Annotated in this window: 18 protein-coding genes and 1 pseudogene; 13 read left to right on the top strand and 6 right to left on the bottom strand. The window is 58.9% G+C overall.

Translation table 11 applies throughout. The annotated features are described in order from the left end of the window. Positions 1 to 319 precede the first annotated feature (319 nt). Both PB2503_RS15145 and PB2503_RS05490 read right to left on the bottom strand, forming a co-directional pair. Positions 320 to 652 (bottom strand): ankyrin repeat domain-containing protein, encoded by a 333-nt coding sequence (locus tag PB2503_RS15145; RefSeq protein ID WP_013300241.1) that lies wholly within the window; start codon positions 650 to 652, stop codon positions 320 to 322. Between the two features lie 13 nt (positions 653 to 665). Next, positions 666 to 1,802: a hypothetical protein gene (locus PB2503_RS05490; RefSeq protein ID WP_013300240.1), complete on the bottom strand. Its 1,137-nt coding sequence runs from the start codon at positions 1,800 to 1,802 to the stop codon at positions 666 to 668. Between the two features lie 119 nt (positions 1,803 to 1,921). On the opposite strand from PB2503_RS05490, the gene PB2503_RS05485 reads away from it, so the two are divergent. The 10 genes from PB2503_RS05485 (at position 1,922) to PB2503_RS05450 (ending at position 9,239) form a co-directional block, all read left to right on the top strand. Then, positions 1,922 to 2,362, top strand: a complete 441-nt coding sequence (locus PB2503_RS05485) for a hypothetical protein (protein WP_013300239.1) — start codon at positions 1,922 to 1,924, stop codon at positions 2,360 to 2,362. Between the two features lie 124 nt (positions 2,363 to 2,486). Then, complete coding sequence (locus PB2503_RS05480; protein WP_148235203.1) at positions 2,487 to 2,774, top strand: hypothetical protein; 288 nt, start codon at positions 2,487 to 2,489, stop codon at positions 2,772 to 2,774. A 20-nt stretch (positions 2,775 to 2,794) separates the two neighbouring features. Then, on the top strand, positions 2,795 to 2,917 hold the full coding sequence (locus PB2503_RS15035) for a hypothetical protein (protein ID WP_013300237.1): 123 nt from the start codon (positions 2,795 to 2,797) through the stop codon (positions 2,915 to 2,917). 65 nt (positions 2,918 to 2,982) lie between these two features. After that, positions 2,983 to 3,117 (top strand): hypothetical protein, encoded by a 135-nt coding sequence (locus PB2503_RS15030; protein ID WP_013300236.1) that lies wholly within the window; start codon positions 2,983 to 2,985, stop codon positions 3,115 to 3,117. 18 nt (positions 3,118 to 3,135) lie between these two features. Next, positions 3,136 to 3,420 carry a hypothetical protein gene (locus tag PB2503_RS05475; RefSeq protein WP_013300235.1) on the top strand — a complete coding sequence of 95 codons (285 nt, stop codon included), beginning with the start codon at positions 3,136 to 3,138 and terminating at the stop codon, positions 3,418 to 3,420. 2 nt (positions 3,421 to 3,422) lie between these two features. Next, complete coding sequence (locus tag PB2503_RS05470) at positions 3,423 to 5,030, top strand: type IV secretory system conjugative DNA transfer family protein (protein WP_013300234.1); 1,608 nt, start codon at positions 3,423 to 3,425, stop codon at positions 5,028 to 5,030. Positions 5,031 to 5,040: 10 nt separating this feature from the next. Next, positions 5,041 to 5,376: a hypothetical protein gene (locus PB2503_RS13870; protein ID WP_013300233.1), complete on the top strand. Its 336-nt coding sequence runs from the start codon at positions 5,041 to 5,043 to the stop codon at positions 5,374 to 5,376. A 530-nt stretch (positions 5,377 to 5,906) separates the two neighbouring features. After that, on the top strand, positions 5,907 to 6,167 hold the full coding sequence (locus PB2503_RS05460; protein WP_041534904.1) for a hypothetical protein: 261 nt from the start codon (positions 5,907 to 5,909) through the stop codon (positions 6,165 to 6,167). Beyond that, positions 6,164 to 7,789, top strand: a complete 1,626-nt coding sequence (locus PB2503_RS05455; RefSeq protein ID WP_013300231.1) for a recombinase family protein — start codon at positions 6,164 to 6,166, stop codon at positions 7,787 to 7,789. Before PB2503_RS05460 ends, PB2503_RS05455 begins: the two co-directional genes overlap by 4 nt. A gap of 127 nt (positions 7,790 to 7,916) precedes the next feature. Continuing rightward, positions 7,917 to 9,239, top strand: a complete 1,323-nt coding sequence (locus tag PB2503_RS05450) for a tyrosine-type recombinase/integrase (protein WP_013300230.1) — start codon at positions 7,917 to 7,919, stop codon at positions 9,237 to 9,239. 121 nt (positions 9,240 to 9,360) lie between these two features. Here the strand turns inward: PB2503_RS05450 and PB2503_RS05445 are convergent, their stop codons facing one another. The 4 genes from PB2503_RS05445 to PB2503_RS05430 all read right to left on the bottom strand — a co-directional run bounded on the left by PB2503_RS05445 (position 9,361) and on the right by PB2503_RS05430 (position 19,405). Further along, positions 9,361 to 13,605 (bottom strand): NACHT domain-containing protein, encoded by a 4,245-nt coding sequence (locus tag PB2503_RS05445; protein WP_013300229.1) that lies wholly within the window; start codon positions 13,603 to 13,605, stop codon positions 9,361 to 9,363. Between the two features lie 121 nt (positions 13,606 to 13,726). Further along, the gene (locus PB2503_RS05440) at positions 13,727 to 17,677 is read right to left on the bottom strand and encodes a hypothetical protein (RefSeq protein ID WP_238525811.1); all 3,951 of its coding nucleotides are present in this window, start codon (positions 17,675 to 17,677) and stop codon (positions 13,727 to 13,729) included. Beyond that, the gene (locus PB2503_RS05435) at positions 17,658 to 18,752 is read right to left on the bottom strand and encodes a nucleotidyl transferase AbiEii/AbiGii toxin family protein (RefSeq protein ID WP_041535344.1); all 1,095 of its coding nucleotides are present in this window, start codon (positions 18,750 to 18,752) and stop codon (positions 17,658 to 17,660) included. Before PB2503_RS05435 ends, PB2503_RS05440 begins: the two co-directional genes overlap by 20 nt. Beyond that, positions 18,752 to 19,405 carry a DUF6088 family protein gene (locus tag PB2503_RS05430; protein ID WP_013300226.1) on the bottom strand — a complete coding sequence of 218 codons (654 nt, stop codon included), beginning with the start codon at positions 19,403 to 19,405 and terminating at the stop codon, positions 18,752 to 18,754. The genes PB2503_RS05435 and PB2503_RS05430 overlap by 1 nt, the downstream gene beginning before the upstream one ends. Before the next feature lie 483 nt (positions 19,406 to 19,888). On the opposite strand from PB2503_RS05430, the gene PB2503_RS05425 reads away from it, so the two are divergent. From PB2503_RS05425 to PB2503_RS05415, 3 genes and pseudogenes are all read left to right on the top strand, one after another. Continuing rightward, the gene (locus tag PB2503_RS05425; protein ID WP_013300225.1) at positions 19,889 to 21,085 is read left to right on the top strand and encodes a hypothetical protein; all 1,197 of its coding nucleotides are present in this window, start codon (positions 19,889 to 19,891) and stop codon (positions 21,083 to 21,085) included. 125 nt (positions 21,086 to 21,210) lie between these two features. Continuing rightward, positions 21,211 to 23,187 carry a ParB/RepB/Spo0J family partition protein gene (locus PB2503_RS05420; RefSeq protein WP_013300224.1) on the top strand — a complete coding sequence of 659 codons (1,977 nt, stop codon included), beginning with the start codon at positions 21,211 to 21,213 and terminating at the stop codon, positions 23,185 to 23,187. Further along, a pseudogene (locus PB2503_RS05415) lies at positions 23,145 to 23,801 on the top strand (TraB/TrbI/VirB10 family type IV secretion system protein); the annotation flags it as partial. The gene PB2503_RS05420 and the pseudogene PB2503_RS05415, both read left to right, overlap by 43 nt.

The following is a 23,801-nucleotide window of genomic DNA, read 5'->3' as shown; positions in this document are numbered from 1 at the left end:
TGTCGGGGGCTATTACCCTGATGAGTGGATTTCACAAGGGGCGCGATAGCCCCTTTGATCGATGGGTGCAGGGAGAGCGAAGTCTCCCGCGAGTGATGGAACGGCGAAACGTTCTGATGGCTCTGGATGGGTTCAATACCCAGGAAGAGCCAAGGCCGGAGGGATGCAACGGGAGCGCGCAGCGGGCTCCCTTGCCAAGATTGCGGTGTAGTACACCGCACATCTTGCGGGTCGGACTTATTGATAAAGTTGGGAAAAAAGGTGTTTCGATGTGGTCGATGCGGAAGGAGTGATTTTGTGGCGTGCTTGGGGCTGTTGCTCAGAGGGCGTTCTCTGGGGGCTGAAACATCGCCTCCTTCAGATACCCTGCGATAACGTGATCATTTCGGGCATTCGCGTGTTCGATGGGTCGTCGGTCCATCTCATCTCGAATCCATGCGACTTGGGGATGTATCTCCATGGATACCCGAACGAAGTCAGCGTGACCCAACGCCGCCGCCACGTGCACGGGCGTCATCTTATCTGGCTCTCGCTGATGGTCTAATCGTTGTCCGCTTTGCAGAGCAAACGCCAACTCCTCTAGATCATTGTTTTCAGCAGCACGAAATATATCTGGCGGCACATGTTCTGTGCCCGATCTATCGTTCGGCATTACATCTTTTATTTTACCCAAAACTGTATCCCCTTACAAACTTTGCGATCTCCGAGGGGTCGATATCTGTGCGTATTATCGAGTGCTCTTCGTTTTGGATTTGATGATGGTTGAACATACCAATTTCGCCATGGGACATCCTCGGCGTCTCGCCGTCCCGAAAATTCTGAGACCAAAGGATAAGATAGATGCCCTTCAAGGGCTCATTGAAGACGAGCGGTAAGGACTCGCGGACGGTACGATGATCTCGCCGAGCAACGATGCTGAATGACCATTTCATCGTATCCAGTTCGTCATCGACATCTTCGATGAAACAGGATGTTTGGAATGCATACCCAGTGACAAACGTGCTCAGCTTATCGCTTTGCCAATCATATCGCTTCAAAAATTCCGCAGGCATGGCTTCATCACTGGCACGCTCATGATTTATGATTTGATCAGCGTAAGTCCTACTGCCAAAGGCGAGCGTGACGGGTGCAACGCCCTGCCTGAATTCTTCGATCAGGAGAAGGAAATGGTAGCCTAGAGTTGGGTCATCCTGGCTGGTGTGAAAACCGTCTCGGATGCAAAGCCATACTGAGTTTGAAATTTCGGCCCGCTGCCATGCGGTATCGGTATTTTGGCTGTGGCTGCCGAAGTCACGAAATGCTTGAAGCTGATATTGGCGTTTCGAGTCCCTGATTGAAGCGTCGAGCGCCTGACGCTGCTCAACAGGAATTTTGGTCTCAATGAACCGATCTACAAAGTAGAACTTATCATCGCCTATCTGGTGCGTTGCGTTTTCCCCAAGCCAATTCTTGAGGTCGGCACGAGAAAGCAAACGATCCTCGCGTGGGGGCGCGGCGTTCTTTCGTTGCGGCTTCCAGCCTGAAGCCTCAATCAACGCGGCATCTTCGCGCTCCATAATTTCATCGCGCAGAGCCTGTGGAGAAAGCTCCTTCTCTGACATCAAGCGTCGGAGCAGATTGCGGGAATACTCCTTCTGGGCATCAGGATAATACCGAACAGTGCGCATCTCGAAACTACTATCAGGTTCGGACTTACTATTTGCGGCAAATTCCTTGCCGCCATTTTTGAACGCATCTCTTGAAAACAGCGGCAACACATTGCCCTGCAAGTTCTGATCTTTCGCTTCACTATCGTCACACATACCGCGTCTGCCGGAGGGTTCGTTTGAATTCTGCCTTTCGACAGTCTCGGCGGAACCCGTCCCGTCGTCAATCGAACGCAGCGGTGACCACGCGGGCCGAAGTGACAGGAGCGAAGATCATGAAGTATTCCCTTTGCGTGCATTGCCTTACCTTGGGCTACTGCAAGAACAGCACACGCCAGCTTGTTCGTGATGCGCAACTGGAAAACCCAGAATACCTACGCGACCTGCGCAACTTTGCTGCGAGTTTGGAGATCAGCGCTGACCACTTCCACGACTATTTGTTGAACCTGTACAGGGACTATAGAGGGCGGATCGTCTCGAACGGCAACGAGGTGTTTCTGAACACCGAAGAGTTCGAGACGGACAGCATACGCGAATGGTTTCGCGACTGGGCATGTACACCCGTGCCTGACGGAGTTCGTCCCAGACTGCGAGAAGAAAGTCGCGAACGCATCAGACTCCTGGGAACGATCCTCTCAACACAGTTCGCATTCGAAGCAGAGTTGTGGGGAGTGCGGGCGGCAAACGACAATAGACCTCCGTCGGCTCAGAACTGAGGGCGTGCTGATGAACTATACAAGAAAATCGATTTACTCCCCCTGATCAGCGTTCGGACTTTGGCAGGATGCAATCGTCGGCAATCAAGTTCGACGGCAACATCAAGGTCTACGAATGTCATTTATGAAGAAGCATCAAGATGCGGGCCGGTCGATCTTCATGTCGTCCATCCAAGGCCTCGCAAACACATTGGCGCTGCTCGTTACCTTTTTGGGCGCGCCGCCTCTCTACAGCAATTCGATCGGCTGGGTGCAGGCCTTTGCGGTTCGTCACTATGGCTACGGCTTCGAAGATGTGACGGCCCTCGTCTGGGGCGGTGTCTGTGCCGCCCTGGTCTTCTTCATCTCCCGCGCATCGATATCGACGGCGCTGGTGATGGGCGGGCTCGCACTCGCGACCCGCTTTCTGTGAACCACGAAAGGAGTTCGACAATGTTCACGAAGCATCGCCGCGTCGGCGGCATCTACAAGAAAGAAACTGACTGGGGCGCAGTCGCTGCGGTCATTTTCTGGGTCTTCGTCGGCCTAGCGATCCTGGGATCGCTAGGCGGCTAGGCAAGGCCCTTAACCCAAACTGACCTGAGCTCTGAGGACAGAGCTCAGGTTCTCGGGAGGCAAGCATGGAAGACCTCTATGGGAAATTCCTAGAAGCGCGCGAGGAACTTGCGCAGCGGATTGAGGACTACAAGGAACGTTATGGACCATTCCTTTTCATCGGTTTGCTGGTCCTAAGTGCGATTTTTGGTTGGGACTAAGTGTCGAGAAGAATTCAGATGGACAATATCCAAATTTCTTTCACCGAACCCGAGATGAAGCCAATATTTGATCGCTTCAAACTCATATTCGCGCCTAGCTCGGTCAAATCAGACATTCCCTCAGACGTGAAGGTGTGCGTCTGGATACGGATGATCAACGCATTTCATCCGACCGTAAAGCCCCATGAAATCCGCTCGCACTTCATCAAGTGCTTCCATCCCGATGCGGGCACGCACGTCCTCACCACTCCCGAAAAAACAAAAGTCATGGCGACACATGACCGTATTTTTAAAGGAAAGTAGTCATGATGAGCAATGAAGAGTATCGGTTCGGATCAGCATCTTGGTCTGACGAGAGCAAACTCAGGCGGGCCGGACTGCTAGGCGCTCGCGGCCTTCAGATCGGCTATAGCGCGAACAAGCCGATCTGCCTCGAAACCGACGCGCCGATTATCACGGTCGCAGGCGCAGGCTCAGGCAAAATGCGCGATCTTCTCGCGCTTGTAGTGGCCCGCAACGCAAGCAACCGAAATTTCATCCTCGATCCACGCGGCGAGATCGCCGCTGTTACGATGGTGAACTTCGCTCTCAATCGGAGCTACCTTTATTGCTGGAACCCGACGGGGATGCGTGGCCTCCCGCAGCATCGCATGAACCCGCTCGATATCCTTCGCCTGGACGATCCGCACTTCCATGCGGACTGCAAGTTCATCGCCGAAAGCCTGATCCCGACAAGCGGCGCGTCGAACGGTCGTTACTTCGAGCTGCGTGCCCGCGAGTGGATCGAGAACATCATCAAGATGCTGGTCGAGCGAGACGGCAAGGTCAGCTTCCCCGCACTCTACCGCGTTATCAACTGGATCGAAGCTGACTCCAATGCCTGGGCAGACTGTCTCGAAGCCATGCTCGGCTCCTCGATGGACAGCGTCAGACGAACTGCTGGCGAGATGCTGGCAAAGCAACAGGAAAGCGAGAAAGAGTTCGGAAGCATTCTCGGCGAAATCTACGCGCACCTGAACTTCCTCGATGATCCGATGCTTCAGGCCGCGCTTGAGGGGGCCGATGCTTCGCTGGCCGATACCTGCAATTCGAGCCAGCCGACGAACTGGGCGATCAATGTACCGATAGAATACGTAGGTCTATGGTCTCCGATCCTGCGCACAATGTTCACCGTGCAGATGCTCTACAAGTCGCGAGCGCCTTCCGCGCCACGCGTCACGATGATCATCGATGAGGCGGGCCAGCTCGGAAATTTTGAAGCCCTGCTACGCGCCTTCACCTTTGGTCGCGGCGCTGGCGTTCAGGTCTGGGCGCTGTTTCAGGATGTCGGCCAGATCGTCAGAAACTTCGGCGCACCTGCCCTTCAGGGCTTCATGGGTTCATCCGCGTTACGCCAGTTCTTCGGTGTGCGCGACTATCAGACAGCTCAGATGGTGTCCTCAATGCTGGGCACCGAGACGCTCGAATATGACGACAGCCTGAGACAGGCGGACGCCAAGCGCCAAAAGATGAACGCCGCTATGAGCATCATGAACGGCAGCGATCCCTTCTCGGCCTACGCCGACATGAAGTATCACGCCTATGGCGAAGAGCATCGCACCAAACAGGCGCGTGCACTGATGATGCCAGAAGAAATCCTATCGATGCCTGAGGACAGGCAACTGCTCTTCATTTCGGGCAAGAACCTCAAGCCCATCTTCGCCGAAAAGCATCCGTACTACGAACGGTCAGACTTTGCTGGGCGCTTCCTGCCCAATCCGTTTCATCCGCCCCACGATTCCGTGTCTATCCCCTCAAGATGGGGTCGCCGTCGTGCGAGGGTCATCCATGAGCGCGTGCCGCAGCAATTCTCGGACTACCCGCAATATTCGAACGGCATGTGGTCCTACGTTGAAGGCTTTCGCCCTTCATAGAGAAAGGAGAATGATTGTGAGCGACAAACCTGAATTTACGATCCGCGATGGGTCGGTCAAAGCAACGACATGGCGGAACGCTGGCGAGAACGGTGACTACTTCACCACGTCTTTCAGCCGCACCTACCGCGACGAGAAGTCGGGCGTTCTGCGTGATACGAACGCGTTTTCAGGGGCCGACCTTCTGAAAGTCGGCGCCCTGGCACAGGAGGCCTATCAGCAGTCGCGGGCGCTTCGCCAAGAAGAGCGCCTTGCGCAAAGGCGTAACGAACAAAGCAACGGCGACAGGCTGGCGGAAGTGCGGACCGGAAACCGTAAAAGAAGCCGCGACAATCGGGAGCGATAGCACGGATGTCGTCGAGAGATGTTCATTCATCGATCTGCACCAAGCAGGAGCTGTTGAGGCGATTGCGCGAGAGCAGCAAGCCCGCGTGCGCCGCTACCCTTGATCTCGACGGCCACCTTGGAAATGAGGTGAGACGACAAGGCAATGAAGAGAGGCACTCTCGCATAGCAAGGCTGCGAAACGCACTCGCCAGCGCTCAGAGTAGGCTGGAAGCTCAGCACACGTTTGCACGGCTCAGCGGATACGCGAAAGCGCGATTTAAGAACGAACGATAGCGGAATTAGGAAAGAAGATTACTCTTTGATATGGCCCGATCCCTAGTAACAGGATCGGGCCTTCTTTTGCCCGAAACCCTTGCTGAGTTTGCGTTTCAGGACACAGGTAAGGTACAATTAAAGTATATATTCAGCTCGCGCAGAAATATCTGCGCTAATCACCCCTAATGGGGTGAAGAGCTAATTTATTGTCCGAAAAGGAAATGAAACTGATCAGCATGCAGCGCATTGCTGAAGGGAGGGGAGTTTGCCCTCATGAAAGACTTAATTGATAAGCATCGCGACGCTGTGACGAAGCTTGGTTACTCCAAAGATCAAGCCGAAGACGTTATCCACAGAGTATCGGCGATCATGAATGCATTCATAGATGCCGCTTGGGGAGTCCATCCTGCCCAGTTAGGAACGAAAACAGAAGGTAAGAAAGTCCTTCTCCCAAAGGCTCAGTGTGATAAGCTGAGAACAAAGCAAAAACAACGTGGCGAAGAAGAAACCGCAGCGCCGCTGACGGAAGGATGATGGATTCGATGAAAGGCAAGAATGGAAGCAGCAAAGCCGTAATTTATTGCCGTGTGTCAGACACCAAACAGACCACGCGCGGCACTGGCTTACACTCTCAGGAAACACGATGCCGAGAGTACGCCTCCTTCCGTGGCCATGACGTCGTTCAGGTATTTGCCGATGACGCATCCGGCGGGCTGATCAATCGCCCAGGCATGCAAGCTATGCTGTCTTTCCTCCGTCAGAACCGTCGCCAGCCGCATGTTGTGATCATCGACGATATCAGCCGCCTAGCCCGTGGCATCCAAGCTCATCTCGAACTTCGTGCAGCGATCAGCAAAGCGGGCGGCATCCTTGAATCCCCGACGCTCGAATTCGGCGAAGACAGTGACAGCCAGCTCATTGAAAACCTCCTCGCAAGCGTTTCACAGCACCAGCGCCAGAAGAACGGCGAACAAACTCTCAACCGCATGCGAGCGCGGGCGCTCAACGGTTACTGGGTCTTCCATGCCCCCGTTGGATACAAGTACGAGCGTGTCAGTGGACAAGGGAAGGTTCTGCTTCCCGACGAGCCTTGCGCATCGATCCTGAGAGAGGCTTTGGAGGGTTACGCCTGCGAGCGTTTCTCGACGCAGGCTGAGGTGAAACGTTTCCTCGAAGCGCAACCCGAGTTTCCAAAGACACCGCGCGGCGAGGTCACGAACCAACGGGTCAATGATTTTCTGACGCAGCCGCTCTATGCGGGATACTTGGAGCTTCCGAAATGGGATGTCTCATTCCGTCCTGCAAAGCACGAGGGGCTTATCAGTCTTGAAACTTTCAAGACCATTCAGAACCGTTTGAACGGGACCGCCCGCGTACCCGCGCGCAAAGACATAAGCCAAGATTTTCCGCTTCGCGGTTTCGTCCTATGCGGCTGCTGCGGTACGCCCCTTACTGCGAACTGGTCAAAGGGGAAGGCCGCTCACTACCCTTACTATCTCTGCCGCCAGAAGGACTGTGCAGCGAAAGGCAAGTCGATCCGCCGCGAGCTTGTTGAAGAAGAGTTTGAAGCGCTTCTAAAGGCGCTGAGGCCATCAGCAGAGCTTTTCGAGTGGGCTTCGTCTTTGTTCCGTGACCTGTGGGAGCAGCGTGCCAAGACGATGAAAGAGCAAGGCAAGTCGGTGAAGGCCGAGCTTTCGCAGATCGAGCGCAAGATCGCTCAGCTTATGGATCGGCTTATGGAAGCTGACAGCGAATCCGTTATTCGAGCCTATGAGAAGCGCATCGGTGATCTAGAAACGGATCGCATGATTATCCGCGAGCGGATCGAAAAATGCGGCACACCGCTGGCTACCTATGAGGAGACGTTCGAACACTCGATGACGTTTCTGGCAAACCCTTGGAAAATTTGGGAAAATGGCAGCATTGAGCATCGTCAAACAGTGCTGAAACTCGCGTTTGCGGACCAACTGGCGTATGACCGTGAAAGTGGTTTTCGAACACCAGAAATATCCTTACCATTCAAGATGTTAGAGGATATTTGCAGTGGGAATTTGGAGATGGCGCACCCGAGAGGATTCGAACCTCTGGCCTCTGCCTTCGGAGCTGGCCTAATGGCCTTTCCGAATTGCGCGACAGAGTACGCCAGAGCACGATAAAGTACTGTTTCCAATAGACTTTCCAAAATCGCGATCCGAAGACTCTATCCCGCGACAACCCCGGAATTTGCTCCCAAGTGCTTACGTGGTGCTTACGCGAAATCCGGGTCCGACTGGGACCGGGACGATGGCAAAGATCACGAAACGAACCGTAGACAGCGCTGAAGCGCAGACCAAGGATTACATCATCTGGGACGATGAACTGCCTGGCTTCGGGCTGCGCGTCTTCCCGTCCGGCAAGCGCAGCTACCTCATTCAGTATCGAGCGCGCGGGCGGTCACGCCGCTACTCGATCGGCTTGCACGGGGTGTGGACCCCGGAAACTGCCCGGCGCGAGGCAAAGATCCGTTTGGGTGACGTCGCCCAGGGCGATGACCCCGCAGCAGAGCGGGAGGAAGAGCGTCGCGCGGTGACCGTTCGCGAGCTCTGCGAGCAATACATCGCCGACATGGAGGCGGGCCTCGTTCTTGGGAAAGGCGGTCGCCCCAAGAAGGCCACCACGGTCGCGACCGACGTCGGCCGCATCCGCCGCCACATCATCCCTTTGCTTGGTACACGGAGGATCAAGGACATCACCAAACCGGACATGAACAACCTGATGAAGGACATCATCGCCGGGAAGACGCGCGTCGTGATGAAGACAGAGAAGCTGCGCGGCAAGGCGATCGTGCGCGGCGGCCGCGGCACCGCCATCCGCACTATGGGCCTTCTCGGCGGCATCTTTTCCTACGCGATCGAAGCCGGGATCATCGACCAGAACCCAACGCACGGCCTCAAGAAGCCGAGATACAGGGTCCGTGACCGACGTCTGAGTGAAGCCGAGTATCGGACGTTGGGTCACATTCTTAAGGAGGTCCAGGATGACAGCCACTACGGCATCCACGCCGAGATCCTGCGCCTCATCGCCCTGACTGGCTGCAGGCGTGGCGAGATCATCGGACTAAGGTGGAGCGAAGTCGATATCGAGGGCAGCTGTCTACGCCTGAAAGATAGCAAGGAAGGTGCTTCCGTGCGTCCGGTCGGCCTGCCGGTCATTGACTATCTGGAGGCCGCACGCTCGAAGCGAAACGGTACGTTCGTCTTCCCCGGCCAAGGAGAGGACAACGCGGTCGGAAACTTCCCGCAGAGCTGGAAGAAGCTCTTCGCCGATACACCGCTCTGGGATGTCACGCCGCATGTCCTGCGGCACAGCTTCGCCAGCATTGCCAACGATCTCGGCTTTACCGAAATCACCATCGCCGCGCTTATCGGGCACGCAAAGGGCTCGGTCACGAGCAAATACGTTCACACGCTGGATTCGACGCTGATCATGGCCGCCGACACCGTATCGGGTTACGTGAAGGCGCTTCTCGATGGGATCGAATTCAGTCGAAACACGTACACGCTCGACCGGCAGACACGGCGGAATGCTATCGACGACATGCTGATCGAGGCACGGCCGTGCACCTAAAGGATGCTTTCGATCACGTCTCGTCAGTCTGCTAACTGACATATCTGACAGCCAAACCGAATTTATCTGTCATATATGACAGTTAGGACCCTGCATTTGATCACTCCGTTTGCTCGCCGTATCAATTCCCGTCCTCTGCATCGGGATCAGGGACCAAGATCGGCCAGGGGCGCCCCGACGCAAGATTGGGATGGCGTGGTTCCGATTCTGGAGCACCGTATTCGTCCCGGAGTTTGTCTATAAGGTTGAGACAGCGGGCGGCGGGGTCATCCTTGCCGCCGCTGCTCGTCATCGCCAGCAGCTTCCGGCGCAGTTCGGCCGCCGGGACGGGCACGACATTGTAAGCACCCTCCCAGTTCTCTGCCGGGACGTGCTCCGTGACAGCGCTTTGGATCGACTGCCACGTCATGAACGAACGTCCGGCTTTCATCTCAAAATCGATCAGCATCAGTACGCCGTCCGTGCCAGGGTCTTCAGCAACCGCGCTAGCTAGCAAGGCAAGCTGCTTCGTTGCCGGCCCATCCTTCAGGAGGTCGTAGACATAGGCGCGGACCTCGGAGAACTCCGAAATCAATCCACCCAATTCGCGTTGCCAATGCCATCCGTCGTATGACTTGCCGTCGAGCGCGCCGCTGATCGTCAAGTCAATAAGGCGGCGTGCGGCGGATACGGTGCCGAACCTCAACGCGGTCGCGCGCCACTGATGGTTCTGGTAGAGACGCGGGTCTTCTTCTGCGAGCGTGAAAGTCACGCCTTCTGCGTCGTCCGAGCACGAACTGTTGAGTCCGCCGACCATCTCTTCGAGCATTCGTGGGTCGCGCTGCGCGTCCGGCATGCCGCGCACGATGGCGGGCAGATCGGTGACAGGCGTGGCGAACGGCAAAAGGCGCAACCAAGCACGTAGCTGATACGCGTCGCTCTGAGTCAGAATCCAGGTCTCCTTCTTGGCCGCCTCAAAGGTCTCAGCTATGCCGTCGGCCACGAGCTTGATGTCGATGTCCTCGCCAGAGAGGATCAGCGACAACAGCAAGGCTGCGCGCGCCTGCCTCGGCGCGAGAGAAATGAGCTTCTGGATCGTCACGTCACGCTGGCCGTGGGGGAGCCGCGATCCGACAACGCCGAGCGCAACCCCCAGCTTCATCTGCGCATCCGTCGAACCATCGACAATCAACGTGTCGATTGCGTCGAAGATCGCCTCCGCCTCGGCTGATGTCGCGGCGGGATCGACGGCGCGGGCTTCGCGGCGCTCTTCCACGCGCGAGAAATCTTCGCCGCTCCGGAATTTCTTGTCGTCCTTGGGTTCGTTGGCCTCGAACCACTGGAAGGCCAGCACACGCGCAGCCAGCTCGCCAAAATGCTCATCCGTCAGGTATTCACGCATCAGCGTAGCGGTCACCGGCGCATTGATCGCCAAGAACGCACGTTGGTACTCATGCATGTGTGGATGCTGCGCTTCGTGCACAGCGTCGCGATCCTTCCAGCCGCTCGCGGTAGCTTTCTCGCGGAAAGCCCGATAGCGACGTAAATTGTCGTCAAGCATTCTCTTCAAGAGTGGAAGATGCGCGACGGACGGTGCGTGGCTCATCATCGTTGCAATGGTAGCCACTCGCGAACGCTTCTCATCCCCAGCGGCGAGCATGCGCGCTGCCCATTCGCGCGCCAGCACTCCGATTGCGGCCAAGCCTTCCACATTGAAGGGTCGCGCCCGCTCTTCGTCGCCGTAGGTCTCACGGGAAAACAGCTCGGCCAGTTGGACGATTTCCTCATTGTCAGCGCTTACCGCCCGCGCCTGAACGGCGGCCACCAAACTTGCGCCCGGCGTGTGGCCGATACGGGCGCGCAGATCGTGATAGCGATCACCTGCCGCCTGGTTGTACTTCCCGCTGGCGTCGCGTAGGACTTTCCCAGCTGCAAGATACGCGTCGATCAGCCGGCCAACAGCGTTTGGTCCCAGCACTGAAGCGGCGGCCTCGGCGCGGTCGTCGTGCCGGCTTGTTTCTTCGAGGGCGATCCCGAGCAGCGCGTCGTCCTCATGGACAAACCCGGCGGCCGCAAGAATATCGTCCGCGCCGTAGAAGAGTTCGCGGTGCTCGCGCACGCGGCGCAGTAGCCCCTCAGCGATAGCCTCCGGATATCGCTTTCGCGCTTCATACAACAAGTGCATTTCGCGATCGCGTTTCCGGTCGATCTCCATTTCGGCAACAATCTCAGTAATCTCGGTATCGTGGTCATCTTCGACCGGCGCGTGAACGAGCGTGCGCAGGCGCTGAAAGTGCGAAATTCCAGCAACCTTGCGCCGTTCGCGCGCTCGCCGAAGTTCCTGCTGGACGGCATCGACTGCAATGTCGTCGAGGTGACCCTTTTCGGCGAGGATATCGTAGGTCGCGTCGCCCGCGTCAGCGAGCAAGTCGGCGACGTGGCGATCCGCCCGTCGAAATGAGAGCGCATCAACCACTGTCGCCTTCACGTCCGGATCGCTGTCAGTTTTCGCGATTGCGGTCGCAAGGTCGAGGCCGTCGATCCCGCCATGCGATGCGATTTCATGCAGTACGTTCTTGCGGATTTCCGGTGGCAGCGCTGCGATGCGCGCCGGCGCGTCGTTCCCAAGCACGGATGAGCGAAATCGCTTCGCCGCCCGGAGGGCGGGCAGGTGCACTTGGGTGTTTGCGTGCGAAATAAGCGGCCAAAGAAAATCGGCGAATTCCGGCCTGCCGGCCGTGATCATGAAACGCACCGCGCGATCCACCTTGCCTGGCGCGTGCCACTGCTCGGCGAGGCTCCGCATTTCGGTGCCGATCGGTGCCCATACCTCGTCGGTGGCGCGGAAGATCATCTCGCCCGCGAGGACAGGATCGACTTCAAAAGCTGCGCGGATGGCGGCGCTGCATGCGGTCTTATATATGGCGTCTCCGCGTGCGCTCCGTTCGACTGCGAACAGAACTGCTTCTTCCCACGGACGCTGATCGAGCACGTCGACCTTCAGTTTCTCGCGTGCTGCCGGATCGCTGACGGCCTGTAGCATCAGTCGTTCGACGTAGTGCGAGGCGTACCATTCCTGAAATTGCTGGTGCTGGAACGAGTAGCCCGGCGTGTCGCCGGAGCGCGTCAGAACGTGATTGCTAACAAGCGTGTCGAGCAACGTGTCGGGCTGTGTGGAGATGGTGATTTGTCCGTCGTCCACCAGAACCCGCGCGGTGTTGGCGACCGATTTGCGCGCGTTGCTGTCCGTGATCGCCGTGTTGGCCGTTGTCGTAGCAAACACGGCGAGGTCATCCAAATAATCCTGCTGGAAGCCGAGAGCCACGGCATGAAGCGCCGCCGCACGGCGGGCTTCCTGCTCGTGTGCGGCAATGAAGCGCCGTAGCACTTCTTCCTTTGTTGTCGGAAAAGGCGCGCCCTCTGGCAGCGAAAGAAGTGCCGTGAGGTAGAGTGGGATGGTCACAAGATCCTGGACACCCGCTGTCCGCCACGCCTGATCGACGAGCTGTGCGCCAGCGTCGCCCCGCATGCCGTGCGCGATCTCCATTTGCTGATCGTCATCAAGTGGCAGTAAGTCGACCCGCGTCCCGCCGAACGGAATGTCGAGCGCCTGCTTGCGTGTGGAAATGACAAGACCGAGCTCCGGCAATTCAGCCTTGAGAGCAGTGATTTGCACGCGCGCGCGTTCGCGTGCGGCGGCATCCAGTTCGTTCCAGCCGTCAAGAAGCAGCACGACGCCGGGGTTCGCCGCGACGGCGCGGAAATCCTGCTCGGAAATTCCGTTGAATGCGGGGCGTTTCAGGATGGATACGAGCAATGCGTCGCCTTCGGTGGCCCAATCTCCCAACGGCACGATAAGCGGCGTGCCATTGCCGATTTCCAACAGACCGTCGGCGACCTGAAAGAGAGTTGTCGTCTTTCCCATTCCGGGCGCCGCGACAAGGATGAGGTCATCCAGTGTGGTCACCGCGTCAGCAAGCGCGCGCGTACTAAGCGCCTCGTTCACATGCTTCACCTTTAACGTCAGCGTGAGCGCCACGTTCGTGCCCGGCCATTTGGGTGTTCGACGGAACACAGCCAAGTCCGCAGCGGCAGCTTTTTGAAAGCGTGCACTGATTTCCGAAACGGTCGGCGGCATGGTCGGGCCGAAGGGAAGCTTGTCGATAACGCTGCGCCACATGTCCTCAGAGTGCTTCTGCTTCCAAGAGAGCAGAAATGCCTCGGTGAAAATGGGATCGTCTGAATCAATTGCCTTTGCACAGTCTTGGCAAAGCCAAATCCCGTTCTCATGCGATTTCCGTTGGTCGGGCGTCATATCGGCGCGATAGCGGCGCGCACCAACTCCAGGGGCTGCAGCGCAGATATGAGCGGCAACTCCAATATTCATTTCCTTTGAGCCATCGCTGGTCGGCGCTGACGTCAGCTTCCTGCAACTAGGATTGCTACAATGATACCGGGCTTGCTTCGCGAGGCGATTCTTGGTCGCCTGACTGAAGTCGTCCCTATTGTTACTCTTGGTCATCGACGATTTGCTCGGATTCGGTCGTGTGAACACGTTTGATAGTTTGCCCATCGATGGGCATTTCGCCGATCTCGGCTGACATCAAGAGCAGAGACACATATCCCGCCGCCTCGGCGATATTGCTTGAAGTCCCGCCAATCGCAGCCTGCGCTTCTGCGGCGAAATCAACGTCCCCAGTTCGCAGATGCTCGATCAATTCGGACACATCCGATTGCAGGGCTTGGTCAAAAGCATTGAGCCGTCGGGTCAGTTCTTCGTACTTTCTTGCGAAGGTGGCCTCCAAGCTCCGACGGGCAGCAACCTCTTCTTCGGGACGAGGCTCATTGCCGAGCCGTTTTTGATCCATTGCTCCAAGTTCGCTGGCAAGGCTCAGCACCTCCCCAAACATGCTTGCCATAACAGATGGGGCTTGTGGCAATCCGAGTTGTTCAGCCCAGAAGGCAGCACCTTCCACGTCCGGAAGGAGGGTCTGGTAACCAGACTTTGCGAGCGCCGGGAACGCGACACCCTCAATGTTAGGCATGATCGTCAGGTGGATCGACGAATCCACCAATGACCGCACGAGTTCGGCTTGTTCAGCGAGCGTGACCACCGCATCTGCAATGTCGGGCACGGGCAACAGCGCGAGAACGTCTGCTGGCGGCCACGGTAGAATACCCTTGGCGTTAACACGAAGGTGGAACTGTGCGACGGTCCCGGCTTCCTCTGCCAGGCGCTCAATTTCTGCCTTTCGCTGAGCTAGTCGTGTTTCCCCGGCAGCTTTGGCAGAGAGGGATACGAGCCGAACGGAGTTGCCTACTCGCGCGCCTTTGCCTCGTGCCGCCCAAGTTACCGCTGGCGCTTGCTTCCTTTCATGGGCTTCTCCGGCCAGAACTCGCAACGTCTCCAATAGCGTCTTAAGTCGGGTAAGCATCGGTGGAGGACCGTCGGCGACGAGATGCCAAGGCTCTTCGGCAATTGCAATGTCGACATCGGCGATGAGATCGCTCAACCAGGCAATGTATGCACCAGCTTGGTCGGGCAGTATTGCGAACCTCTTGACGAGATTGACGCTTGCGCTGTGCAGGAGGTTCTGGAACTTGGTGACGGCGGTGTTAGCCTCTCCGCGCCCCGCGCCTGACGCTTCCAATGATGAAACAGCGGGAGGCGTCAGTTCTTCAGTATCCGCATTGAGTGAATTCAGCTTGTCGGCGAGGTTGCCGAGTGCATCCTTTCCTCGAAAATGCGCGTCGAAGACCTTCTCCAACGTCGGCACAAGGGCATCGAGAATTGCCACGCCTCTGGCAAGATAGTCGCTATAGCTCGGAGCGGCGACGCGGCGGGAAATCAGATGACCCCACCGCCGATTCCACTGAGGAACTGACGGTGGGGGAAGATTTTCTCGGGGAATCCGCTTTGTTGCGAGCGGCAACTGGGCAAGGCCTGCCAATTCGCCACTTGCAGTAATAGCGTTGGACACCGCAATGTCAGCCGGCGGACACAGTGCCAATATCCGCTCACACAAACTTACAACCGCGTCGTGCGGATTTTTCTGTACAGAGCCGGCAACGTACCAAAGATCGCAACGGACGATCATTCCATCATCGGCATCTTCGATTGTTACAGGCCCGGCCCAAGCTGTCTCTGCCTGAACCCGTGCGAACAGCGCCTCTTGCCCGACCTCGGCGACCCAATCACTGGCGATCTCACGATCCAGGGCGGACAAGGTGCCCATCAGAGACCCCAAGAGATCGAGATTGGCATTCAAGAGGCCTTCGGGAGCCTGCATGAGACTGGTCCGCACCGCGGCTGGCAATGGCATTCCGACCAACGCTGCGAGAATCTCATCTAAGCTCGCCAAATCCGCCGTCTCGATCAGGGCAGATAAGACAGAGGGTGACATACGCTCCATCAACAGGCGGCGAGGGTCATCTTCCGGCGAACCTTTGATCTGCGAGAGTCGATCCGCCGCGGCCTGGACCTCCGGGATGATGCTGAGACTACTCAGATCAATACCCGCGATCCCGAACATTGCGGCGCTTCCGACTTGCGTTCGCGGCAGCGCACGCGCTTCAGGCGTGTCCAGCCATTCGTCAACGCCCGAAGAAACCCGGCCCGAGCCCAACCCCCGGAGCGCTGACGCCAACGCCCGCGCGTCCTGTTCGCCCTCCACGCGGGTAATCAAGCCATTGAGCACGGCCGGGACAGGCAAGCGCCGCGCAGATAGCGTGTCCGCGACCAACGGCTCGAGATCGGCGGCTGGCACACTTACGATCGTCCGTTCGAAACTCGTTTCGAGGGTCGGCAATGTTGTCTGGTGCGTGAGCTGCAGCAATTCTTCGGATCGAAGCTGGTGTAGGCCGGTGACCGCGCCCGGAGCAGGTGAACGAACCAGATGTTCCTGGATGAGGCGCTGTAAGGCGCATGAAAGATCGGCCTCACTGACCGAGAGAGCGCCCGCCAATCGCGATGCATCAACTTCAGCATTCGCTGCGCCTGCCCAGGCGCCCGATCGCAAAATATCAAGTTCGAGGGAACGCTTCGGATCTGAAATCCTGGCCGCGACTTGATCGGCGAGGAGTTCGTGCATCCTCTGTCCGCGCGTCAGGATATGGACATATTCTAGAAGAAGGCCGTCGCTCATCTTCCACGGCTCGCGCCAACCTACCCAGTCCGTCTTTTCGACTTCGCGCAGTTCTCGCCAGAGTCGTTCTGCGAGTTCATCGTCGGGATCGGCGCGTATTTCAGCTGCACGGGCGCGCTCGGCAATCAGCGTGACATCTTCTTCCCGGACCGAACCGAGTAGGACGACGCCGGGCACAGACATCGCTTCTTTGAGCAAGGCGCCCCAGCTTTCCGGCCCATTCCGGCCAACATCATCCATGACAAAGCCCAGGGGACTGTCTTCTGAAGCGCGAAACGTCCGGATCAACTGGCGCAGAGATGGAATATCCTCCGCGCTCAGACGACGGATACGAAACCACCGCACCGTATGGCGCAACGTGTTGGCGACTTCCCACATTAAAGCGGATTTTCCGGCCCCTGACGGTCCGACGATCAACGCGGCACGGCGTTGTTCAATACCATCCACCAAAGCCGACCTGCTTCGGGGGCGTTCGGCCACCAAACCTGCCGCGATGTGACCGGGTTCTACATCGACCCCGAGATAGAAGTTTGGGTCGTCGAGAGGCGTAAGGAAATCTACCGGTTCGCAGACGCCATCCCTGAGGGCGCGTTCGATCGCGTCAATGTCGATAGCGGCCAAGACATCGCGGATTGACGTTTCGGTGTCGGAGATCGAAACGCCACGATAGTTCTCCGGCGCCAACCGGCCATTGGCGTCTGCCAGGGCACCCACGCGGACCAGCAGATCGGCAAAGCACATCTGGGCTGCAATTGGGGCGCAGTTCAATCGATCTACGATCAGGCTGATCGCCCATTCCTGCGGTGAGGTCGTCACGATGATCGATGTTCTTGGGAGAAGATCGGAGGCGCCACTGAGTTTTGCAAGTCTGGTGCTGATCGGACCTTCGATCAAACGAGCGGCAGGGTGGTCGTCGAGGGGACTGAGGCCCGCCACCTCCCGCTCAAGAACGAGCTCCAGTAGCTGCGGCTGCGGTGCGGAGCCAAGCGACCGATTCCACAGGTCCTCAATGTGTCCAACCGTCTCGCCTTCCGTATAGTCCCCAAGGTGTTCCCGCCGGCTCTTGACCTGGACAAAGCTCCCTTCTTCGCCACGCAGCTCAATGTCGTCACCACCTTCCGGGATCACGATGGCAGGCGCTCGCTGACCAGCCCATATTTCTACCGCCAACCAAGCGGACACGGCATCCTGGTAACGAAAACCCCGGCCTGCATTGGATCCGGCCCTGGATGCAGCCTTGGCCGGTTTGGACGATGGCTTTGGATTTCGGCGCGGCTTCGGGCCTTTTGTCTTTTTAGCCATGTTCCTGGCCATCGCTTTCTTCAGCCCCTTCCGTCGGAGCATTCAGAGCCGTCTCAAGTTCAATGATATCGTCGATAATCTCTTCAAAGGCCGGAGCTTCTCCGAAGATCATGCCCGACATGGCGCGATAGTCGCGGCTAAGGTCGTCGAGCATCTTGCCCTCGGGGCGAAGAGAGAATGTGGGGGGCGTTGCCGTCGCGAGATCGAAGGCTGGGCGATTGAAGAACATGCGGGCATGGGCCACGCAGTCGGCGCCCAGTTCGCGATCTTTCAACGCCCTTTGTCCGGTATCTGAAGCCAACAGTTGGTGTAGATCGTAGTAGTGGCGCGAGACCCGCTGGCCGTTTCCTTTGAGTTCTCCGCGATTGTCGAACCAGCGCCGCAGCCCATGCAGGATCACGACCTTGTCCCAAAAGGTCCGTTCCGGATCGACCGTTGTGACGTTACCGACACCCAAGTCGATATCTGGGATATCGTTTTCCAGATACGGCCGGATGACGCGATCCGAATTTGGATCGAGAGCCGACTTCGCGCCGGACTCGATCTTTACAGCCTTGCCGACATAGGCATCTTCGGGGGCATCTTCGGGTGTTGCCGTCGGATAACGCACATAGAGCGCCTGACTGTCTTCGGGGTCAGGCTCAATGCGGAGCTGTTCCGTGCTCAACCCATTGCGTTTGGCCGTTTCGCCTGTGATCGCGGACAGCCCCGCTAGGCACGGGCCATTTATGTAAGCCTCACACGCCGCTTTGATCGCATCGAGAGCTTTGCCGCGCTTCTTACCACTGAGAGCTTCCAGTTCCGTGATAGAGACTGCTTCTCCCAGATCGTCACGGAAGACAGTGACATCGATATCTTCCGAGAAGCGCTTGATCAGGCCAAACCCTTTGGAGAGCGATGTGCCGCCCTTGAACAGCAAGCGTGGCCGGTCTGCCAATCCATTGAAGAGCGCATCAAGGGTCCAACAGACCCAGAAGTCTTTTTCAACATTCTGGGGTGTTGTGCCGAGGCGCTGGGCCGTCGTCGTATAAAGACCCAACCTTGTCTCATCGTCTGCTGCGATGACCTGTTCGAATGCGGGGTTCATCATGTGCCAGCCTGTTCTTTCAACATCGGCCGCAACAGGCTCTGCATCCAGCTCGGCAGCGTCGACAGGCCCGACATCAGGTCCGCCCGGAGCGCTGGCCCATCTTTCGGATCATGAAGAATTGCGTTCAGACGACGCTTAAGAATCGCGTCGTCATCGACCTGGCCCATGGTGTCCCGTAGCCAATGCAATGCCTGGACGATGCGCATGGCCGGCCGGCCGGCCCAGTACAGCTTGCTCGCAGCGGTAGGCTTGAACGTGATTCCGAGTTGGCCAAGCGAGACCGATTTGAGGCGCGCATCCGCGTGCACGACGATTTTTGCAGGAACCGCATTCGTAAGTCCGAGATCATTGGCGGCAGTCATGCCATCGACGAGTACGCGGATCTGGTCCCGCCGAGCGATGGCCTCGATAACCTGTCTTGGGTCGGGAGGATTGCTTTTCTGTGTCAGACTGTTGAATGACGGCTTGTCGTAAAGCCCTCGATCCACCCGCCGCAAACTTCCAGCGCGTGTCAGCCGCTGCAGTGTCTTGTCCACGGCGTCCCGCGCGCCAAGATCGAGGAAGTCTCGCGGCGTCCAAACCCCTCTTGTCGCACCCTTCTCGATGCGCTTCAGGATCGCGGTTTTCAAATCTGATGCAGTGTCTGTCATGTCCGAAATATGTAGTGGTATTTCGGACAGCTCGCAAGTGTGACGTCCGAAATCTGTATGCAAATTTCGGACAGCGCCTGGGCAGCTGATAGGTATCCCCACACTTTGGAGCCCATAGCGTGAGGTTTTGTATCATTAACGCGATGTAGATCAGGGCAGCCTCCCAGTTAACCATCGGCCTTTGGACCAGGGCGCCAGGAGAAGGGACGACGTCGCCCTCCAGGCCGGGCTGCCGCCGGAGCGGAAGCCCCGCTTCGGCTGATTCGGAGTCAATGTTCCGCTAATTGGCATCTCGTTGACCGCTGGTTGGAAGTCTGCCTGGGGAAAGCCTTCCCCTGCGTCCGAGCCCAGGTCTCGGCCTACCCCTTCTGCGGGGAGACGCCGTGGGCGCCCCCAGAGAGTAAGAGTTCGGCGGCTTTCGCCGTGACGGGTTTGGAGGTCGAGAGAGAGGCTCTCGGCCGGCCCGCCCACGGAGATTGACCCATGACGAACCTTGAAACCCAGGATGGCCGGCGCGACGCGAGCGGCGGCTACAAAGTTGATATCTCGCGCGGAGAGCGGATCGGCCGCGTCTCCTCGGAATGGTTTTCGCGGCCGGATGACGAGCGCTATCTGTCCCTGTCGGAGCTTTACACCTCGGTGAAGGGCCGCGCCGAGCGCAGCCGCACGCGGACGGTCGAGAGCGCGGCGATCCGCGTCGAAGCCCATCGCGACGATCCGGAAAACCTGGCGCTCATCCTGCCCGAAGCCGACGCGCCGGTCGCGCCGACCCATTGGAGCTTCGGACAGCTCGCCAGCCTGGTCAGCGCGCCGGCTGCCTATCTGCGCCAGCTCCCGGCGCCGCTTGCGGGCATCAACCTGCAATACGGGCTCACCTCGCACCGCGCCGAGCAGATCAAGACGCTGGAAACCGAAGACGGGCGCACGGAATTACGCGCCGTCACCGGACCTGACTATGGCCGCATCTACGATCATGAGCTCATCGCCGCCGTGCGGAAGATCGCGGGGAACGGAACTGGCGATACGCGCTGGAAAGTGCCCGGCACGCTCGACTGGTCGAGCGGCGTTTACAACCCGATGGTCGACATTACCAAGGACACGACCACGCTCTACGCCTCCGACCGAGACGTCTTCCTCTTCCTGGTCGACGACATGAACCCGATCGAGGCGGGCAAGCTGCCCGACGGATCTCCCGATCTCTATTTCCGGGGCTTCTATTGCTGGAACTCGGAAGTCGGCGCGAAGACGCTCGGCATCGCCAGCTTCTATCTGCGCGCCGTCTGCCAGAACCGCAATCTCTGGGGCGCCGAGGACTTCCAGGAAATCAGCATCCGGCATTCCAAATACGCCGCCAATCGCTTCGCACACGAGGCGGCGCCGGCTCTGACCCGCTTCGCAGATTCCTCGCCACGACCCTTCGTCGAAGGCATCCGTGCCGCGCGCGAGCGGATCGTCGCGCGCAGTGATGACGATCGCACCGACTTCCTCCGCAAGCGGGGTTTCTCCAAGGCGGAGACGGCCAGAATCGTCGAAACAGTCCTCGCCGAAGAAGGCCGATCGCCCGAGTCTGTGTTCGACTTCGTCCAGGGCATCACCGCCGTCGCCCGGTCGAAACCGCAGCAGGACGCCCGGCTCGATATGGAGGGCAAGGCGAAGAAGCTCCTGGAGCGCGCAGCGTAGCTGCGGCCAGCGCTCCACCTCTCCGGTCCGTCGCTTCCTCAAGAGGAAGAGGCGGGCCGTGTTTTTCGTGACGGGTTTGGAGGTCGAGAGAGAGGCTTTCGGCCAGCCCGTCGCGGAGAACTGACATGACCAAGTCTCAGAAAATCACCCTCAGCGCCTCGCGCGACATCCCTTTCAACAAGCTGGTGCTGAGCCAGTCCAATGTCCGCCGCGTTAAGGCTGGCGTCTCGATCGAGGAGCTCGCCGAGGACATCGCACGACGCACGCTTTTGTCCTCGATCACAGTACGGCCGGTGCTGGATGAGGCCGGCGCAGAAACCGGCATGTTCGAGATCCCGGCCGGCGGACGCCGCTACCGGGCGCTCGAACTTCTGGTCAAGCAGAAGCGGCTGAACCGCACAGCGCCCGTGCCCTGTATCGTGCGCACGGACGGCCTCGCCGAAGAAGACAGTCTCGCCGAGAATGTTCAGCGTGCGCCGCTTCATCCGCTCGACCAGTTCCGCGCCTTCCAGGCCATGCGCGAGAAAGGCAAGAGCGAGGAAGAAATCGCAGCGGCCTTCTTCGTCTCGGCGAATGTTGTCAAACAGCGGCTCAAGCTCGCCGCTATCGCGCCATCGCTCCTCGACGCCTATGCCGAGGAGGAACTGACCCTCGACCAACTCATGGCCTTCACGGTCAATCCCGACCATGAGCGTCAGGAACAGGTCTGGGAGTCGATCAAACGGACTTACGCGAAACAGCCCTATGAGATCCGCCGCATGCTGACCGAAGGCGCCGTGCGCGCCTCCGACCGGCGGGCGCAGTTCGTCGGGCTGGGCGCCTATGAGGCGGCCGGCGGCGCCATCCTTCGCGATCTGTTCCAGTCCGACGATGGCGGATGGCTGCAGGACGCTGGCCTGCTTGCGAAACTCGTCGACGAAAAGCTTGAAACCGATGCGGAAGCAATCCGCTCTGAGGGCTGGAAATGGATCGAGATCGGCACGGACTTTCCCTACGGCCACACCTACGGTCTGCGCCGGATCATCGGCGAGACCGAGCCGATGAGCGAGGACGAGATCGCGAGCTTCCACGCACTGAAAGCCGAATACGACAAGCTCGAAGACGAGTACGCCGACGCCGAGGAGTTCCCGGAAGATATCGACACCCGGCTCGGCGAGATCGAAACGGCGATGGAAGCCTTGCAGGAGCGGCCCGTCCGCTTCGAGCCGGACGAAATCGCCGTGGCCGGCGTCTTCGTCAGCATCGGCCATGACGGCCGTCTGCGTGTCGAACGCGGCTATGTCCGTCCCGAGGATGAACCTTCCGTCCAATCCGACGGACAGGACGAGGTCGACGGGATCGACGCGTCTGCCGAGGAGGACGACGACGTTCCGCCCCCCGACGCCAGCGAAGAGGCGGAAGAGGAAGACGATGGCCTGAAGCCGCTCTCCGACCGCCTCATCATGGAGTTGACGGCGCATCGCACGCTCGCCCTTCGCGACGCGCTCGGCAACGATCCGCAGACGGCGTTCCTCGCCGCCCTGCACGCGGTGACCCTCCGGCTCTTCTATCACTATCCGCTGGATAGCTGCGTCGAGATCACGCCGCACAGCGCCGGTTTCGGCGCCCAGGCGCCGGACCTTGGCGACACGGCTTACGCGCTCAGCATCGACGCTCGCACGACGAGCTGGCTAGGGGTGCTGCCGAAAGCGCCTGAGGATCTGTGGGGGGCGCTGGTCGGGTTCGACAACGATAGCCGCGAGGCGCTGTTCGCGCATTGCATCGCCATGACCGTCAACGCCGTCCATGAGCCGTACAACCGCCGTCCGCGGGCGCTCGCCCATGCCGATGTGCTGGCGGCGGCGCTCGGGCTCGACATGGCGGCGGCGGGCTGGGCGCCGACGGGCGAGATCTATCTCGCTCGCGTCACCAAGGCCCGCATTCTGGAGGCCGTGCGCGAAGCGAAGGGCGAGAATGCAGCCGACCGCATCGCCGGTCTCAAGAAACAGGATATGGTCGCGGCGGCCGAAGAGCTTCTCGAAGGAACCGGTTGGCTGCCCGAAGTCCGGCGACCGCAACTGGCGCCGCACCAGATGCGACGGACAGGCGAGAGGCATTCCTGAACAAGCCGGTTGATCGACGCACGACGAGCGTCGACAGGCTGACTGACCCGCCAAGCCCCTATGTGGTCCAGGCCGGTGCGATCATTCCGGCCGCGTTGGTCACGGGTCTGCGCTCGGACCTTCCCGGACAGGTCACCGCGCAGGTGACGTCCAATGTCTATGACAGCCCGATTGGACGGTTCCTTCTGATCCCCCAAGGCTCGCGTCTGATCGGTGAGTACGACAGCCGTGTCGCCTTTGGGCAGAGCCGCGTGCTACTAGCCTGGACACGGCTGATCCTGCCCAATGGCCGTTCCATCGTTCTCGAACGCCAGCCCGGCGCAGACCAAGCCGGCTATGCCGGACTCGAAGACGGCGTCAACAACCACTGGGGCAAGCTGTTCATGGCCGCCGGTCTCGCCACCGTCCTGAATATCGGCGCGGAATTTGGCGCCGATGACGACGACGAGATCGCCCGCGCCATTCGCGAGGGAACGCAGGACACGATCGGCCGCGCGGGCGATGAGATCGTCCGGCGTCAGCTTTCGATCTCGCCGACCCTGACCATCCGCCCCGGTTTTCCGGTGCGCGTCATGGTCACGCACGACCTCGTCCTCGAACCCTATCGGAGTTGA

Source organism: Parvularcula bermudensis HTCC2503, assembly GCF_000152825.2.
Lineage (GTDB): Bacteria > Pseudomonadota > Alphaproteobacteria > Caulobacterales > Parvularculaceae > Parvularcula > Parvularcula bermudensis.
Note: the sequence above shows the minus strand (reverse complement) of the source record. Positions and strands in the feature narration are given on the sequence as shown.